This window comes from Acinetobacter sp. YH16038, assembly GCF_013417275.1.
GTDB lineage: Bacteria > Pseudomonadota > Gammaproteobacteria > Pseudomonadales > Moraxellaceae > Acinetobacter.
Genome location: NZ_VPEG01000019.1, coordinates 47,868 through 64,190, shown reverse-complemented (window position 1 = coordinate 64,190; position 16,323 = coordinate 47,868). Strand labels below are relative to the sequence as shown.

Below are 16,323 nucleotides of genomic sequence, written 5' to 3'. Positions count from 1 at the left end.
CACCAAAATTGGAAAAAGCTGAATCTCAAGATCAATACATTACACCATCATATTGCCAATATTCGGCATGACTACTTGCACAAAGTCACCACAACGCTCAGCAAAAACCACGCAATGATCGTAGTTGAGGACTTAAAAGTAGCCAATATGTCGAAGTCAGCGAAAGGCTCAATCGAGAAAAAAGGAAAGAATGTTAAAGCCAAGTCCGGCTTAAATAAATCAATCCTGGATCAAGGTTGGTCAATGCTTGTTAATATGTTGGTGTACAAACAGCAATGGCGAGGTGGTTTACTCGTTAAAGTTGACCCTAAATATACAAGTCAGACTTGTAGTTCATGTGGTCACGTTGCAAAAGAAAATAGGCTCACTCAGGCAAACTTTAGTTGTGTCGAGTGTGGCTTTAGCGAGAATGCAGATATTAATGCTTCTCGCAACATTTTAGCGGTGGGACACACCGTTTTGTCTGTCGAGGGAAGATGCGGTAAAGATCGCCCTGTGAAGCAGAAAGCAAGTGAAATCCGTGAGGAAGTCACCTAAGAGCTTTTGCTTTTAGAATCCCCCACTTGAACATCGTGAAAGTGGTGGGAGTATGTCAAACGGCTTCTAGCAGCATATTAAATGCAAGGTATGATGTAGTCAGGTAAATGATATTTATGCACACGTAGCTGTCTTGAACAAATTCACAGAATTTGGCTGCACTTATACCCAAATTGTCACTTGAATTTAGCTCAATTAGGGTAGCGCTGTCTTTCAAAACTTTATGTAATAAAGCGTGCGTAAGTCATATTTACTTAAATTCTGATATGATCTCTAATCACCAAATATCGTACACTCAACCATGCTAGTACCCATCGCACGGCGCTTAATGACGCTTGTTGAGACATAATTCTAAAATAATCATATTTATTATGTTTCATCACTATCGGAAAAAACTGATGTTCTGTAAGGATTGAAAGCATAGGTTCATCCTCTGCCGTAAAATGCATCAATACTTTTGTTACATTACTTTCATACAACCATTTTTTTATTAACCAATTATAAGTTTCTGATTGGTTTTGTTCTAAATAATCAAATCGCTCTAAAATCTCTTGTGCAGAATTAAAATCTACAGCACTGAGTAATTCAGGCAAACGTGCTAACTTTCCTTGTGTCGATAATGGATGTCTTCCTATATTTGAACCACGTTTACCTGACGGAATGTTTGCCATCATAATTAAAGCTTTCTTCCAGGACTCAATATCTAATCGTGGCTGCCCCTGCCCAGAAATAAGATACCGCTCAATATCTTCAAACTTTTGAAATAATTCGTGTTTAATTACTTTTCCAGTCGAATTCCCTCTTTTTTGAGCATAGATGACCCACCTCTGACTTTGTCTTTTTTTGAGTACATATTTTTCGATGGTGTCTCTCAACTCATATTTTAGATTACCATTCTGTTGATGAATCGCTTGGAAATGCCTGAATAAATTACTCCGACTCATGACTCGCTTAAAAAATGCAGTATGTAAATTGGGTTGCTGTTGTTGCATGCTATAGGCATAAGTAGCCAGAAATAAGATATGAACATAATGCTTTAATGTTGTCGATTCATGTAAATGTCCAAGCACTCGACTAATCGCCTTAATCCCTTGCCCAACCTGTCCTTCATTGCCTACTAGCGTATTAAATTGCTCATTCGATGGCATCCAATTTTGTAGCCATGGCAATTCTATCGTGAGCGCTTTAAAATCCACCACTGTTTGCAAACACTTTAAAGTATATGTACTTGCAAACGTATGTCTTAAATGATGTAAGCTGAGATCAACATCTCCAGTGACTTTCTTTAATATTTGAGATATTTGAGCAAAAAAAGGCCTATGCTCACTATTCTCATCAGACATTAATATCGAATATTTTTTATTCTTATAAATATCATTTAATCCATTTTGAATCGTCTGACTTAATAAATTCATCGGAACAACACGTTCTGATCCAAGTGTTTTTAACTGATGCTCACCATAAGGACGAATTCGGAGCATATCCTCATCAATATCTAAGGGCCGTAAATGAAGTGTCTCTGAACGGCGTACACCCATCGCTGCAGATAAACGAAAATGACGCTGAATCTCTAGACGTAAAGCAGCATCATTCACCCCAGATTCTACAGATTGTAATATTTGAACGATCTGCTGCACTTCATTTTTTGAAAAAACTTTAGCACTTGCTTGATGCGCTGTACGCTTGTGTAACTTTATACGATTATCATTTAACTGAATTAAAAAATCTCTAAAGCGATTCCACGCAGCGAGATGCTTGCGGTGTGGAAAATGCTCTTGCGTCAACTCCATCCATTTTTGAAATACATCTTCATTAATTTGGCTATCTTTTGTTAAATCTTCTGAAAACCCCAATATACCTGCACTGACGATGGCCAAATGTAGATGAATCATATTTCGATTCTGTAGACTTAACTCTTCTGCATCACAGCGTAAAATCAGCCATCGCACAAAGCACGTTAATAAATTGACTGAGTAGTGATTCGTTTCATTATTGGCAAGCTGTTTAAGCCAAATGCTTGATCTAGATTCACCTTTTAGTTGCTGAATCATCGCTAAAATATCAGACAAATGGAGTTGCTCATCGTCTATTTCTATTTCACTTTCTGGCTCAGTGCTATCTAAATTTGTGGTTAATTTTTCATATTCGAATAAGCGTAATAATTCATTTATTGAAAGATCTTCAGTCAGGACTTGGCCTGATATATAACCTGCAATCAGCGGAGTGCTATTTAACATCACATTTTGCTGTAAAGCTTTCAACCATTGAGCTAACGATAGAGTTGACTTAACCCCTATTTGTTTTAAATATGTATTAAAACACTTTTGCCAAGCCGTTCTTTGTTGATTTCTTGGCTGTGCTAAAATCTCTTTTAATCGGGGCTGTAGATACTGTCGGCCTACTAAAATCAACGTCGAGACATAAGGACTTAACAGTACTGTACGGCGTATCTTCGTCACAGATCTATCATTATTCACTGTCAGTTCAACGAGCCGACTATTCCCCATAGCGACTATATGTTGATCAGAAGCAATAAACTCCAACATCGCTTGTAAATGGCTCACTCTGCACAGTTGTGAATACATGGAGAGTACAACCAGCAAACGTCCTATTTCAACATCACAATTTTGATGTTCAGGTAAATGTTCTAAATCCTTCTGAATAAAATCAAGTAAGTTTTGTTCAATATAACCCCATGTACTAAAACTATTTTCAGATGTCAGCCATGTACGATTAGCTTTTTGAGGAAGTTGAACGAATAAAGGAATTTTCGTTTTATCGCGAATATAAGCACAATATGCCTTGATCGCTTCTGGCAAATCAATGTTTGTATTTTTAGCTAAATGGGAAGCTAATACATGTCCAAGCTCTAAAGCTACTTGTGGCTCAGGATTTTCCCCAAAGATCAACGGACAATAGGACTTATACTCTGAGTTTTTCAGCCATTCTTTTACATCATTTTCTGAATATTGTATTCTCGGCTTCGTCTCTACTTGAGCTGTTTTAGTCTCTTGGGTTAAAACAAATGTTGGAATATGCTTGATTTTAAAAAAATCAAAACCTTCAAGACATTCGAAACCTAATTGTTTTTGCAGGTTTTCTTGTACATCAAGCCACTGTTGTTTAAAAACTGATACAGGAAATACAGATAACATATCCCATGGATGACGCCCCCGTATCCAGTGCCCAAGTCCAGCATCCTTGAACCGTCCAGGTAACTGATTATGATCAGAGCGAACCAACTTCCGTGCCCAATTTCTAACTAAACCTTCAATCTGATGAGGATCACAAAGTTGCATAGCATAAGATGATAAATCAACACGTGGTTCAACTTGCTCCCCCAGCATTACCATCAAACCACGTAAACCTTGAATCTGTTTGATCAACGCTGGCGTCAATGGTACATAACGATCGGTTGATTCATCTTGATGATGTTTATCTTGAATCAATGCCCAGCCTTGCTGACTGATCCACTTTGGAAAGGGTTGCTTAATTCCTCGTCCTGCAGTTGCAAGATTCATCCATAATGCTGTATACAAGGTTAAGTTATCAAAGAGCACCTGCCAATTTTTCTGTTCATAAGCCTGATTTATTCTGTTTTTTATTCGTGTAATTTCATTTTGTATTTCAACAATCTTTATTCCAATCGGGCTACCCACGCGTTCACTTGAAGTGTGTATGTATTGAGGAATATCAATTTTTATCGTTCTTAAACAATCAGCCCATAATTGCTCAAGTTGCCTCTGTTCAAAAGAGGCATAATGAATCAAGTTATCATAATTTCGACCTGATGCATTCGTCACTGCTTTAACGACAGCTAAATCACCTTGGCTATGATCATATAACAACCGTGGAAGAATATCTCGAATGCTTTTGAGGCTGATTTCTAGCTCTTGAGGTAAACGGTTAATCAGTTCACTCACGTCACGTTCAACTGCCATATGACGTCTTGTAATCCCAAGATTTTTGACTTGACTCACCAAATCATTGAGTTCACTTGGTAAAACCAAATGTAATTCATTGGTCCATGGCACATGAAATTTAGAATGTTCTGGTTTTTTTTTGAGTGTCGGTGTCCCTGCAAACACACTTAATACATATGCAGATAAAGTATGATCATACTGAATAGCAATATTATTCTGATCTGCATTTCGACTAAAACGAGGCGCTGTTAATTCAGTAACCGAACGTCCTGTGAGTAAACTCAATATTAAAGCTAATTTTGCGCGTAAGATTAAGCTGGCATCAGTATGAGATGGTTGACAGAGCCTAAATACTTCTTGAATTGAATTTAAGGACAATCGCGATTTGGTCCAAACTAAACCAACATTTGCAGCTTCAATATGTTGAGAAGTAGACTTAGATGCATAAAGCCCTCGAATTAAATCGGATTGTTCTGCCAAAAAAAATCTAAACAAGGGCTCCAATGGTGTTTCATCTTCTTCAATCTCATCATGCTCAAATACATCAGAGACTAGACCACGATGAATTTCATCTACATCCTCTAAAGGTTGGATAGCAATACTTAATGAACCATATCGTTGCAGGATCAATTTTTTGTGCTTTAACCCTATACAGTGTACAAACTCTGGACGTTTCTTCTTATTTTTTAGAGGATTGTTTTCCCAAATTTGGGATAAAAATAGCTTTAATGGATAAAAAACTTCTTTAAATCGTTTATCTTCAGAACGATCGGACATTGAACGAATCCATTGTTCCGGTCCGTTTTGAGTGATTAAGTCTTTGACTCGTTCTAAAATATCCTCATGACTTGGATCACCCAACAGCCTAATCGCTAAAAAGGCATTATACACACGAGATCCCTTTTTAGCTTTTAGCTTTTCTCTTTTTTCACCACTTAAATAATCACTATACTTTTCTAAAGTATGTACTTTTTTTTGAAAGTGAAAGATTTGGTCTAAAAACCACCTTATTACCGTATTAAAACTCTCATTATTTTGACTTATTCCTGCTTGAATCAATAGCAAGTCACAAATACCACTGTCTCCAGTGTAGGGGCGTAATGGCGTAAGTATATTATTTCTATCTGTTGTTTCTGAGAAGAAATGTGAATATTTCTTCTCAGAATCCTGTAATCTACTAATGATCTTTAACGTATTAAGCTCATCACGAAATTCTGATAATTCATCATCCCCAATCAATGTGAAGATTCGCTGACAAATGACAACAATGCCAGCTAAGCTATAGTGTGCACGCAACAAAAATAATGCTTGGATCAGTTGTTCTATTTCTATATTTTCATTCTGATTAATACATTCTAGGAGCTGTACCAAATACTCATTCATGAACCACTCCGAATACGATAGACCCATGCCTTCTTCCAGTCTGTTAAAGCTAAAGCAACTTCTGCAGTTGGTGCCGCACAAACAATTTGCTGCTGATGTTTTTGATAAAGTTCCTCCAATTGAGGTAAAAATACAAAAAAGTCAGCTAAATGAAAATATGGTTGCACAGACTTGTCCAGCTCTTTCACTTTAATTCTTTCTAATGGCAAAAGCTTCTGGGCGATATAACCAGCTAAAACATTTTCGATTAAAAAATTACCACTCACCACCGGTGATGCCCAATTAACCAATTCTTGAACAAAGGAAATCGGCAGCTTTTTCAAAAAATGCTGTGTATTTAAAAATAAAATCATTTCTTCTGGATCTAAACTCTTTAGTCGAAGTTGGCCTGCAACCACCATCTTGTCCTGTGCTTTATCCACTTTACCCCAGTGCCTTCTTTTCACACTATCCTTTAGAGTTTTTACCTTACATACATCCCTATCGACAGCAAGCAGTAACTTACGATATATCGCGAGCAGTAGTAAGGCTTGATTTTTAATTTTTTTTGAAGACTCACTGCTCATTTCCTCATTGAGTAACATCATTTTCAAAACTAAAACTGGGCATGGTTTTTCAAACCTACCTTCAGATATTGTTAATGCATCAATGAGCAATGGTGTCATCATTTTTTTCTGCACAGGTAAATTATTTTTAGCGTTACAATAATAGAATAACACAGTCCCAAAACTAACAAAATTATTTCAAATAGATTTTATATTTAATAAAAAAATATTTGATTTATATGATTTATTTACTAACTTTGTTTTTATACTAAATCAAAAACTGGTTGTAAAAGCATTGAACTAAAAGTGAATTTTCTGTTTATGATCTTTTACAATATTTAGCCATGCTCTAGTTGCAGGACTCATTGCTATAGTCGTATTCCAGGCCATACTTAAAGTCCAATTTAAACCTGGATTTTCCAATACGGCAGTGTTGAATTTTTCCTGATCTAATTGCTGGCAATATATTTGAGGAAGTAATGCGATTCCCATATTTGATTCAACCATTTTTGCAATAAAGTCCCATTGACTGCTTTTACAAACAACTTTAGGTTCAAAACCTACTGTATTTGCTGCTTTAATAATCATACTATTCAAAGTAAAGGTATCAGAAAATAATAGAAAGGATTCTTCTTTTAATTCAATCAAATTGACAGTTTTCCTATTTCTCCACTGTGAATCTTTTATGGATAGTAAGCACATTGTTGAATCAACAACTGGGATTGACGCAAAAGTCGGTCGAATATTACCAAGTAAAATACCAACATCAATACGTTTATCTGCAATTGCTTCCTCAATACTATTTGAGCCTACCTCTAAAAAACTAAGCTGTATATCCGGATGTTGCTTATGAAATAAGGCAATAAGTGAACTAAATAAGACAGAACCTAATGGTGGTAAACCTAAAGTCAGTTTACCCTTTTTAAGTAACTTAACTTGCTCAATCGTGTTATAAATTTTTTCATGTTCTGACAGTATGTTTAATGCATGCTGATAAATCAGTTCACCTGTATAAGTCAGTACGACTTCACGTTTTCTTCCTGCTTCACCTTTTTTAAATAGTGCTGTTCCCAACTCTTCTTCTAAGCTTTTAATGATCTTGCTTAAAGTCGGTTGCGTCATAAACAAGCGTACTGCAGCTAAACTAAAACTCTGGCTATTAACAGTTTCAACAAAAATTTTAAGTGATTTTAGATCCATAAATTATTCCAATATAGAATAATATTTATAAAATTATTCATGATTTCGCATATGTACAGCATATAAAATTTACCTTATCTTCAAAATCAAGCTGTGATATCAATGCCTGTACAAATCGAACATCCGACCCGATTTAAATATATCAGTAAAATCATTTTGCAAATCAGTTTATTACTTGCTTTCTGGTGGATTGGCAGCATACTTCAATCCTTATTTAAACTTCGAGTATCGGGTGCAGTGATCGGGCTTTTTATTGTTTTAACAGGTTTATTGACTGGATTTTTTAAACTCGAATGGATCAAGAGTGGCTCCGATTTTATTTTAGGTGAGTTGGTTTTATTCTTTATTCCCTGTTTTGTTGGACTAATTAAATATAAACATCTTTTTTTAACAGAAGGCTGGCAATTAGTCTTTGCTGTTATTCTGGGCACCATTTGTGTCATGGTGGTTACAGCATATAGTGTACATCTTGGCTTTCAGTTTGAAAATAAAATCAAGAATAATCGCTCCCAATCTCTGCGTAATATAGATCAGGATGGAAAATAATCATGACTTTAATCGCCATTGTTTGTCTGATTTCAACTTTACTTTTTTATACTGTCGTAAAAAAAATCCATCAAAAATATCCTTATCTGATTTTATCACCAGCGATACTACCCCCTATCCTTCTGATTATTTTAATCTTATCTTTGAATATATCCTATGATACGTATATGCAAGATAACCAATGGATTGTCTGGATGTTAGGCCCTGCAACAGTCGCCTTTGCCATTCCAATTTATGAATACCGTGAAATAATCAAAACACATCTACTTTCTATCAGTATGGGCGTGGTGATGGGGATGCTAGCAGGAATGATCAGTTCATTTTATTTGGCTAAGCTGTTTAATTTTGATCAGTCAACAACCTACAGCTTAATGGCGCGTTCCATTTCGACACCTTTTGCAATGGAGTTGAGCAGTCATATAGGTGGCTCTGTCGAACTGGTTATTTTGTTTACCATGATTACTGGTGTTATAGGTATGATCATTGGTGATATTGTGCTAGGCGCCTTACCGTTAAAATCTCATTTTGTCATGGGTGCATCTTTGGGCAACGCAGCACATGGATTTGGAACGACTAAAGCCTATAGTCGTGATAAAGAAGAAGGGGTGATTGCCAGCTTAACAATGGTACTTGCTGGTATTTTTATGGTTTTGGTAGGTCCTTTTCTGGTTCATCTGCTTGTATAGTTTGGTTCTGTCGTATTAAGGAATTTAGCTACATTCAACATAGTGGTGATTATATGAATGCAAAAATGCGAGCTTATACCTCTCATTTTAGTCTTTAATTCGCTTTTTCGCTTCGTCATAAACTATGCTATCAGCTCGTTTTCCAACGGTATTCAGCAAGATAACAACCTAATCATCTTCGGTGGTGTTTCAAAAAGTATGCTGAAAAAAACAGGTTGGCTTTTGATAAGATAGTGAGATGCAAATAACACTAGAAATCAAATGTCCAACCTGTCTAAGTGAGGGTGTAAAGAAAAATGGCCTCAAAATATATGGCAAGCAAAACTATCAATGCAAAAACTGCAAGCGTCAGTTTATTGGTGATCATGCTCTTAGTTATCGAGGTTGTCATTCTGGTATAAATTGTAGTGTTCCGATGAAAGAACCCAAATATACCCCTGAAGAATTCAAAATTGAAGCAGTAAAGCAAGTTACTGAGAAAGGTCATAGTGTAGCTGAAGTTGCTGCACGTTTAGGGACCACCACCCATTGAACCGTACCGGGTTTGTCGGAGAGTCAATATTCTGAGAGACTATCCCGATGACAAAATTAAAATATACCCCTGAAATCAGAGAAAGAGCGGTTCAATTATTGATTGAATCTGAAAAAGATTATCCTTCTACTTGGGCTGCAATCACAGCAATTGCGCCTAAGATTGGTTGTACTCCTGAAACACTTCGTGCCTGGCATCAAAAGCATTTAGATCAGCAAAATCCTATTAAAGTACAACAGATATCTGATCAAGAAAAAATGAAGCAAATGGAACGTGAAATTAAAGAAGTAAAGCGTGCCAATGAAATTCTACGTAAAGCAGCCGCTTTTTTCGCCCAGGCGGAGCTCGACCGCCCACACAAATAATGGTGGATTTCATCCATAACAATAAAGACTTATATGGTGTTGATGCGATTTGTAGGATTTTACCGATCGCAGCTTCAACCTATTACCGAACTTTAGATCTCGCTGACAATCCAGAACATCGAGCGAAACGAGATCTACATGATGAGCATCATGCTGAACAAATTCAACGAATTTGGAAGGAAAGTTCAGGTCGATATGGTGTGCGTAAGGTCTGGCAACAATTGAAACGTGAAGGTTATGTTATTGCACGTTATACAGTTGCTCGATTGATGCAGAAGCTAGGTATACAAGGTGTTTGGCGTGGTAAGAATAAACAAACCACCCGTAGCCGAGATGATCAAAAAAGAGCAGATGATTTAGTGAAACGTAATTTTAGAGCTGATCAGCCTAATCACTTGTGGGTTGCTGACTTTACCTATATTCAAACTCATTCAGGCTGGGTCTATACCGCCTTTATTATTGATGTGTTCTCACGAGCAATTGTTGGATGGAAAGTATCTACACGGATGAATACAGATATAGTGCTCGATGCATTAGAGCAAGCATTGCACGATCGAGGTATGCCTAAGAATGTGATTCATCATTCCGATAGAGGTGTTCAATATCTTTCTATTCGCTATACCAATCGTTTAGAAGCTGCAAATTTACGAGCATCATTCGGTACGACTGGTGATTCATACGATAATGCTCTGACTGAAACGGTGAATGGCTTATACAAAACAGAGGTGATTGAATATTTAAAAGCAGATTGACAAGGGTTAGCAGATGTACAACTTGCGACACTAAACTGGGTAGATTGGTTCAATAAAAAGCGTGTACACAGTGCACTGGGTTATGTATCGCCTTTTGAGTTTGAAGCAATGTACTATGATAAGATTAACCCGTTAGGTCAGGTGGCCTAACTTAAATAAAAAAGTCTCCGACAAACCCGATACGGTTCAGAAGTACGTTTCTTCCATTTTGCGACGGTCTTTTGATTGATGCCGTAACGCTTGGCTAGCGTTCTTAAGCTCTCTTGACTATTTTGTATTGCTCGACGCACTGTCTGTGTCGTTGTGGCGCTGCTGTGTAGAACTTGTCCCATAGTGCTTCCTTCCATTTATCTGAGAATATTGCACCATTAAAATCTGGGACTAAACACCTAACTTAGGAAGGATCTATCTCTAAAGCCTATATGCAATAGAGCCGTTTTTCTTCTATAGTCCTTACCACTTGTATTTTTTAAGAACATATATCTCCAAAAGTGTAGCAAGTTGCTACACTTTTTTCTAAATAAGGTCTTTACCAAAAATATCATTCAGTCTTTCACGAATACTTTGAACGAATTCCGGATTATTTTTAAGTTTATGCTTCATGTTTCGTTTAAAGTCATTCAGCCCTATACCAATTTCAGCAAAATCCATTTGGAATAAAGTGTCATTAATGACAATATTTGCTTGAGAGTCAGTGAGACACCCTACTTTTTTAAACCACTTCTTGAACTGCTGATAATTTTCATCATTATTAAAAATATACCAGGAACGTACATTCATATCGAATTTAGCACCTAACTCTTTTACGAATGCATTGTCTTCAAATGGAACATCAAGATAGATTTTTTCAATTACTGCCATTTCATCCGGTGCTTTATCAGCAATCCGATGATGCAGTTTAAAATTCACACCCACAATTGGACGGCCTTTCTTAACAGTTTCATACTCTAATTGTAGATCTGTATTTTCGTTAATTTCTGCCACTATTTTGTCTAATACATAGCGCCTGAAATCTACCCAACGATCATATTTTGTTTCATTAATATCAATCAGTGCTTTCAAATTTTCTAAAAGTAATGGAACTTCATAACTCTTCTGGTTGGCATACTTGAATTCGTTTTTAATGAAATACGTATAAAGACTCATACTGGCAACAGAATCAAGGGCGAAAAGATGTTTTAGCTGATAGGTAGTAAAATTTCCCCCAGCTAGTTGAGTAAAATACGGTAATACTTCACTGGTAAAACGGATCTGAATTGCATTTTTAGAGTCATCTTCCCATCTTAATTCACGGATGATGGGAACAACAGAATGCACTTTTTTCGTTTTTCTCTTCTTATCATCAGCAGGCTCCTCAATAATAAAATGAGCTACCCGAGATGAAAGTTCTTTATAGATCCGGTCTATTGCAACATTAATTGAATTGCGTTTATTCAATCCTAGTAAATCTGCTAGATCATCCTTATACAAATAAATATAGGTTTGTTCGGTGATTTCACCATTTATCCTATTTTTCTCACTATAATTCGCAACTGCCATTGCATATAGAAGCGCCTTATATTCATTGGCTGATAACTCGATTGGGCGAATTAAACGGTTACTGGTACTGACAACACCATTATGGCGAATGTTGCCTATACAGTAAGGAATATAATTCGATTCTTCTTGCAATGGTTCAGATTCTGTCATAACCGTGATATTTATAATTTGACTTAGTTTTTATATACAAAAGTGGAAAAACTTTCAAGACTTTCACCACGAGATTCTAAAAGTGGAAGGTTTGTCATCAGAAAAAAGCCTTTTAGCCGTTTTTTTGTTTTTAAAGTGGAATTAAATATAATATTTCCACTCTATAGTGACAGATCTTCCACCTTTAGCCGCAAGATTACAGTCCAGAATGCCTATTTTTACTTTTTTTCATCCAGATTCAGGTAGGTTAAGTCAGATAGAAACCCTGATGTGACAAGGCTTCCACCTTTCAGTTAGATTTTAAAGGTATAACTGCACATATAATCATCAGGAAATATCCAATAAAAACAGATTATCCACAGGTCAAGAATATACAGTGACAACCTCTCCACCTTTAAAGCTTAGTTATGAGACTTTATTAACATCTTAAATATTTGTTTTATAAATTATTTTTAAATAAAAATAGCATTTTAAAAAATAGCAGTGACAAACCTTCCACCATAGTGACAAACCTTCCACTTTACGGTGACAAACCTTCCACTTTACGGTGACAAACCTTCCACTTTACGGTGACAAACCTTCCACCTTACAGTGACAAACCTTCCACTTTACGGTGACAAACCTTCCACTTTTAAAACCACAAGCATTTGTTTTATATACCAAAAATATGCTCCTAATTATTAATTAGCTAAATAACTAATTATTCTAATTATTAATTAAGCTAGCTTAGTTAAAGATTTATTTTTTAAGCTGTTTTACATCTGAACAAACAGGATTTATAAATTTAAAAACTATAGTAAGATGAACGAAAGTTATTTATATTACTAGACATTCAAATACGGAAGCATCTGACACGCATGTCTGCAAAAATTATTACTGTTGCTAACCATAAAGGCGGATGTGGCAAAACAACGACTGTTGTACACCTAGCCTCAGAACTTGCCAACTTGGGCAATAAAGTTCTAGTGATTGATTTAGATCCTCAGGCAAACGCAAGTTTACATATTGGGATTCAGCATCCAAGTGAAATTTCTGTCACCACAGCAGAATTATTGGTCGGTGATATTTCATTATTAGCTGATGCATTACAAGAAGAAACGAACTTCGAAAAAGTATCATTAATTTACGGATCATTAAATTTAGGAAAAACAGAAGACCAGCTGAAAGAAGAAGCACCACGTCCTTCTGAAGAACTTAATATCAAGCTAGAACTCTTAAAAGACCTTTATGACTTCATACTGATTGACTGCCCACCAAGCTTGAAACTTTTAACCAGTAATGCACTGGCATCTTCAACCCATGTCATTATCCCGATCGAATCTGGATCACAATATGGCTTGTACGGGGTTACAGATCTTTTAAATCATCTGGAAAAGATCAAGCGTATTAATCCAGACTTGGCGCTCTTAGGCGCCTTGCTGATTAAGCATGATGAGCGCCAAAATGTATGTAAACTGATTCGGGATGAGGCATTAAAACAGGTTGGTAAAATTTTAGAAACTACGATCCCTCAAAGTACTAAGGTCAATCAGGCAGCAATTTTGCAGCAACCCTTACTCAAAGTAGAAAAAAATTCAAAAGTACGTAAGGCCTTTGAAAGCCTAGCCACTGAAATTGTAGCTAAAGTATAAATTGAGGTCGTTATGGCAAGCACCAAAGAGCTTTTAGCTCAGAAATTGAAACTGAATACTGAGAAACACCAACAGGCACAAAAAGATAATATTAAAGAGCTAAAGGAGTTTAGGCGTAATGTTCCAATTGAGGACATTAGCCGAAGTCCAAACCAGCCGCGCAAAATATTCGAGGAATCGGAATTAAAAGAACTGGCTGATTCTATTGAAGAAGTCGGTCTTTTGCAGCCGATTACTGTCCGTAAACTGGATAACTTGAAATATGAGCTCATTGCAGGCGAGCGACGCTTGCGTGCACATCAGTTACTGGGTAAATCGGTGATTGAAGCGATCATTGTGGATGCCAATAATGAAGAAGCTTCATTATTAACTTTGGCAGAAAATCTAAAACGCCAAGATCTGACAGATTATGAAGTTTTTGTTGGCCTGAGCGCATTGGATGAAAAATTAAAGAAAAACAAGCAGCGTTTGGCCAATTCTCTGGGATTGAACCGCGAAGATATGTACAAATATCTGGCCTATGAAAAGTTGCCACAAGTTATTTTAAATGATCTTGAGCTCAATCCTGGCTTACTGGGTCGTACTGCGGCAACAGCATTTAAAAAATTTTTGTCGGATCATATACAGGAACTATCTGCGGCGGAAGCTGCCTTGCTTCAAGGCTGGGAGAAAGTAAAAGACAAAAAGCTTGAGCAGACCAAAGTGACAGCTTATGCGGAAAAATTATTAAGTCAGGACCCGGAAAAACTGACGACCACCTCAGTCGTAAGAAAAATCGAATACGATGGTAAGATTGCAGGAAATATCAAACTTAACCAGAAGCAGCTTAAGGTCTCGCTCAATATTTCCCATATTGATGAAACAAGTCTGTCCCAGCTAGAAAGCCTGTTAAAAGAGCTGATCCAGAAAAGTGAAAAAGTGTAGCAAGTTGCTACACTTTTTAGTTGAGCCAGGAAAAGGAGGTGAATGCGTAATTCTGAATTAGTAGTTTTCTTCACAAAAACCAAGGTTATGCTATGATTTTTAAATAATTATTATTTTCGTAAAAGAAATAATTTATAACAACAAAAATCTTTAAAAGGTTTTTTTATCTATAAAAAAAATGAATAATGAATAAAACATAAACCACCAATAGGGCAGAGATGACCAAGAATTATTATGAAATATTAGGTGTATCTCGAGATGCAACTGTTGAGCAAATTAAAAAAGCTTATCGTAAACTTGCCAGAAAATATCATCCTGATATTAGTAAAGAAGCTGATGCAGAAGAGCGTATGCAAGAGTTAAACATTGCCTACGATGTGTTAAGTAATGATGAAAAAAAAGCAGAATATGATTTTGAATTAGACCATCCACAGAATAGCCAGGGTAGGGATGCTCATCAATATTATTCAAATATGGGCGGACAGGATTTTTCAGGGTTTGAAGACTTGTTTGGTCGCTTTGGTGGTGGTTTTGGTGGTTTCAATGAACAGCGTTATCAGGGGCGAGCATCCTATAGAGGTGATGATCAACACGCGACTCTAGAAGTAGATTTGGATGTTGCATTCCATGGCGCAACGCAAAATGTCACTTTACAGATTCCAACTATCAATGCGTACGGGCAAGCAGAAGTACAGCGTAAAGTCTTAAAAATTAAAATTCCAAAAGGCATGAAAGCAGGGCAAAAAATTCGTTTAACCGGCCAGGGACAACCGGGTATTCATGGGGGTGAGAATGGCGATCTGTATATTGAAATTCAATATAAAGCTACAGATTCAACTTATGTTGAAAACTCGGATGTCTATCATCATCTGAAGATTAGTCCATGGGAAGCAGCACTTGGACAATCGATTACGGCAAGCTTACCCAATGGTAAACAACTCAATATTCAAATTCCAAAAAATGCCAAAACAGGTCAACAATTACGTTTAAAAAATCAGGGGATTCCTGCTAAAGATGCAGGGCATTTATTTCTCATCCTCGATATTGTGCAACCAACTGCGCAAACCGAACAAGAACAACAAGCTTATGAAGCATTTGCAGCAGCATTTCCAAACTTTAAGCCGAGATCATCATAAGGAGTAAAATTATGACGACAGTTAAATATTATGAGGTGGTCTTAGAAGATATCCAACAGGTAGAAGTTATAGATGAGCAACAATATTATGATTTAAATAGTTTTGCTCAACTTTGTGGTCAAAGTCCTGAATGGATTCTGCAACTGATTGAATACGATATTTTGCCGAATCGTGTAAATGCATCAGATTTATATTTTTTAGTGGATGATGTGGCACGTGCACAAAAAGCGTATCGTTTACAGCGTGATTTTGATGCAAGTTTTACTGCTGTAGCTATGATGTTGGATTTAATCGAAGAATTAGAGAAACTTCGACGTTGATGACACTGAACAAAGTAATACGCTGGTCAATTTAGCTTATGTCCTTAGGGGATGGGCAGAAACGTTGTTGATGCCAGATTTGAACTGTCGGCAATTCTCTGGAAAAATGCCCTGGCAGCCCTGCATTTAACTGGCTAGCGCAATCCTATAATAA

The 16,323-nt window shown here is 36.6% G+C and carries 10 protein-coding genes, 6 pseudogenes and 1 other annotated feature; of the genes and pseudogenes, 10 read left to right on the top strand and 6 right to left on the bottom strand.

The annotated features are described in order from the left end of the window. Positions 1 to 3 precede the first annotated feature (3 nt). Positions 4 to 537, top strand: a pseudogene (locus FTV34_RS10035) (RNA-guided endonuclease InsQ/TnpB family protein); the annotation flags it as partial. Between the two features lie 254 nt (positions 538 to 791). Here FTV34_RS10035 and FTV34_RS10030 read toward each other — a convergent pair. From FTV34_RS10030 to FTV34_RS10020, 3 genes are all read right to left on the bottom strand, one after another. Further along, a complete protein-coding gene (locus FTV34_RS10030; protein ID WP_180070065.1) occupies positions 792 to 5,843 on the bottom strand; it encodes a tyrosine-type recombinase/integrase in 5,052 nt (1,683 codons plus the stop codon). Further along, on the bottom strand, positions 5,840 to 6,511 hold the full coding sequence (locus FTV34_RS10025) for a hypothetical protein (protein WP_180031413.1): 672 nt from the start codon (positions 6,509 to 6,511) through the stop codon (positions 5,840 to 5,842). The genes FTV34_RS10030 and FTV34_RS10025 overlap by 4 nt, the downstream gene beginning before the upstream one ends. A 177-nt stretch (positions 6,512 to 6,688) precedes the next feature. Then, entirely contained in the window at positions 6,689 to 7,588 is a 900-nt protein-coding gene (locus FTV34_RS10020) for a LysR family transcriptional regulator (protein ID WP_180031414.1), read from the bottom strand. Positions 7,589 to 7,690: 102 nt separating this feature from the next. Between FTV34_RS10020 and FTV34_RS10015 the strand changes: the two genes are divergently transcribed. Next, complete coding sequence (locus FTV34_RS10015; protein WP_180031415.1) at positions 7,691 to 8,134, top strand: CidA/LrgA family protein; 444 nt, start codon at positions 7,691 to 7,693, stop codon at positions 8,132 to 8,134. A 2-nt stretch (positions 8,135 to 8,136) separates the two neighbouring features. Further along, positions 8,137 to 8,820 (top strand): LrgB family protein, encoded by a 684-nt coding sequence (locus FTV34_RS10010; RefSeq protein ID WP_166137095.1) that lies wholly within the window; start codon positions 8,137 to 8,139, stop codon positions 8,818 to 8,820. Between the two features lie 87 nt (positions 8,821 to 8,907). Here the strand turns inward: FTV34_RS10010 and FTV34_RS10005 are convergent. Then, positions 8,908 to 9,000: pseudogene (locus tag FTV34_RS10005) on the bottom strand (type II toxin-antitoxin system RelE/ParE family toxin); the annotation flags it as partial. A 58-nt stretch (positions 9,001 to 9,058) separates the two neighbouring features. On the opposite strand from FTV34_RS10005, the pseudogene FTV34_RS10000 reads away from it, so the two are divergent. The 3 pseudogenes from FTV34_RS10000 to FTV34_RS09990 form a co-directional block, all read left to right on the top strand. Further along, positions 9,059 to 9,220, top strand: a pseudogene (locus FTV34_RS10000) (IS1 family transposase); the annotation flags it as partial. Positions 9,221 to 9,235: 15 nt separating this feature from the next. Continuing rightward, a pseudogene (locus FTV34_RS09995) lies at positions 9,236 to 9,349 on the top strand (transposase); the annotation flags it as partial. Positions 9,350 to 9,399: 50 nt separating this feature from the next. Next, positions 9,400 to 10,619, top strand: a pseudogene (locus FTV34_RS09990) (IS3 family transposase). Next, positions 9,675 to 9,791, top strand: a sequence feature (AL1L pseudoknot). (Overlaps the previous pseudogene by 117 nt.) Before the next feature lie 38 nt (positions 10,620 to 10,657). On the opposite strand, the pseudogene FTV34_RS09985 reads toward FTV34_RS09990, so the two are convergent. Then, positions 10,658 to 10,801, bottom strand: a pseudogene (locus tag FTV34_RS09985) (IS481 family transposase); the annotation flags it as partial. 184 nt (positions 10,802 to 10,985) lie between these two features. Next, positions 10,986 to 12,158 (bottom strand): replication initiation protein, encoded by a 1,173-nt coding sequence (locus FTV34_RS09980; protein WP_180031416.1) that lies wholly within the window; start codon positions 12,156 to 12,158, stop codon positions 10,986 to 10,988. 857 nt (positions 12,159 to 13,015) lie between these two features. Between FTV34_RS09980 and FTV34_RS09975 the strand changes: the two genes are divergently transcribed. The 4 genes from FTV34_RS09975 (at position 13,016) to FTV34_RS09960 (ending at position 16,169) form a co-directional block, all read left to right on the top strand. Further along, a complete protein-coding gene (locus FTV34_RS09975; protein ID WP_166134659.1) occupies positions 13,016 to 13,789 on the top strand; it encodes a ParA family protein in 774 nt (257 codons plus the stop codon). 12 nt (positions 13,790 to 13,801) lie between these two features. After that, positions 13,802 to 14,713, top strand: a complete 912-nt coding sequence (locus FTV34_RS09970; protein WP_166134662.1) for a ParB/RepB/Spo0J family partition protein — start codon at positions 13,802 to 13,804, stop codon at positions 14,711 to 14,713. Positions 14,714 to 14,931: 218 nt separating this feature from the next. After that, positions 14,932 to 15,849: a DnaJ C-terminal domain-containing protein gene (locus FTV34_RS09965; RefSeq protein WP_180031418.1), complete on the top strand. Its 918-nt coding sequence runs from the start codon at positions 14,932 to 14,934 to the stop codon at positions 15,847 to 15,849. A gap of 11 nt (positions 15,850 to 15,860) precedes the next feature. Continuing rightward, positions 15,861 to 16,169 carry a chaperone modulator CbpM gene (locus tag FTV34_RS09960; protein WP_166134667.1) on the top strand — a complete coding sequence of 103 codons (309 nt, stop codon included), beginning with the start codon at positions 15,861 to 15,863 and terminating at the stop codon, positions 16,167 to 16,169. Positions 16,170 to 16,323 lie beyond the last annotated feature (154 nt).

What these genes read in the sequence shown, in the direction of transcription:
- FTV34_RS10010 (WP_166137095.1), top strand. Translation starts at nt 8,137, where the DNA reads ATGACTTTAATCGCCATTGTTTGTCTGATTTCAACTTTACTTTTTTAT.
- FTV34_RS09970 (WP_166134662.1), top strand. Translation starts at nt 13,802, where the DNA reads ATGGCAAGCACCAAAGAGCTTTTAGCTCAGAAATTGAAACTGAATACT.
- FTV34_RS09960 (WP_166134667.1), top strand. Translation starts at nt 15,861, where the DNA reads ATGACGACAGTTAAATATTATGAGGTGGTCTTAGAAGATATCCAACAG.
- FTV34_RS10015 (WP_180031415.1), top strand. Translation starts at nt 7,691, where the DNA reads ATGCCTGTACAAATCGAACATCCGACCCGATTTAAATATATCAGTAAA.
- FTV34_RS09975 (WP_166134659.1), top strand. Translation starts at nt 13,016, where the DNA reads ATGTCTGCAAAAATTATTACTGTTGCTAACCATAAAGGCGGATGTGGC.
- FTV34_RS10025 (WP_180031413.1), bottom strand. Translation starts at nt 6,511, where the DNA reads ATGATGACACCATTGCTCATTGATGCATTAACAATATCTGAAGGTAGG.
- FTV34_RS10030 (WP_180070065.1), bottom strand. Translation starts at nt 5,843, where the DNA reads ATGAATGAGTATTTGGTACAGCTCCTAGAATGTATTAATCAGAATGAA.
- FTV34_RS09980 (WP_180031416.1), bottom strand. Translation starts at nt 12,158, where the DNA reads ATGACAGAATCTGAACCATTGCAAGAAGAATCGAATTATATTCCTTAC.
- FTV34_RS09965 (WP_180031418.1), top strand. Translation starts at nt 14,932, where the DNA reads ATGACCAAGAATTATTATGAAATATTAGGTGTATCTCGAGATGCAACT.
- FTV34_RS10020 (WP_180031414.1), bottom strand. Translation starts at nt 7,588, where the DNA reads ATGGATCTAAAATCACTTAAAATTTTTGTTGAAACTGTTAATAGCCAG.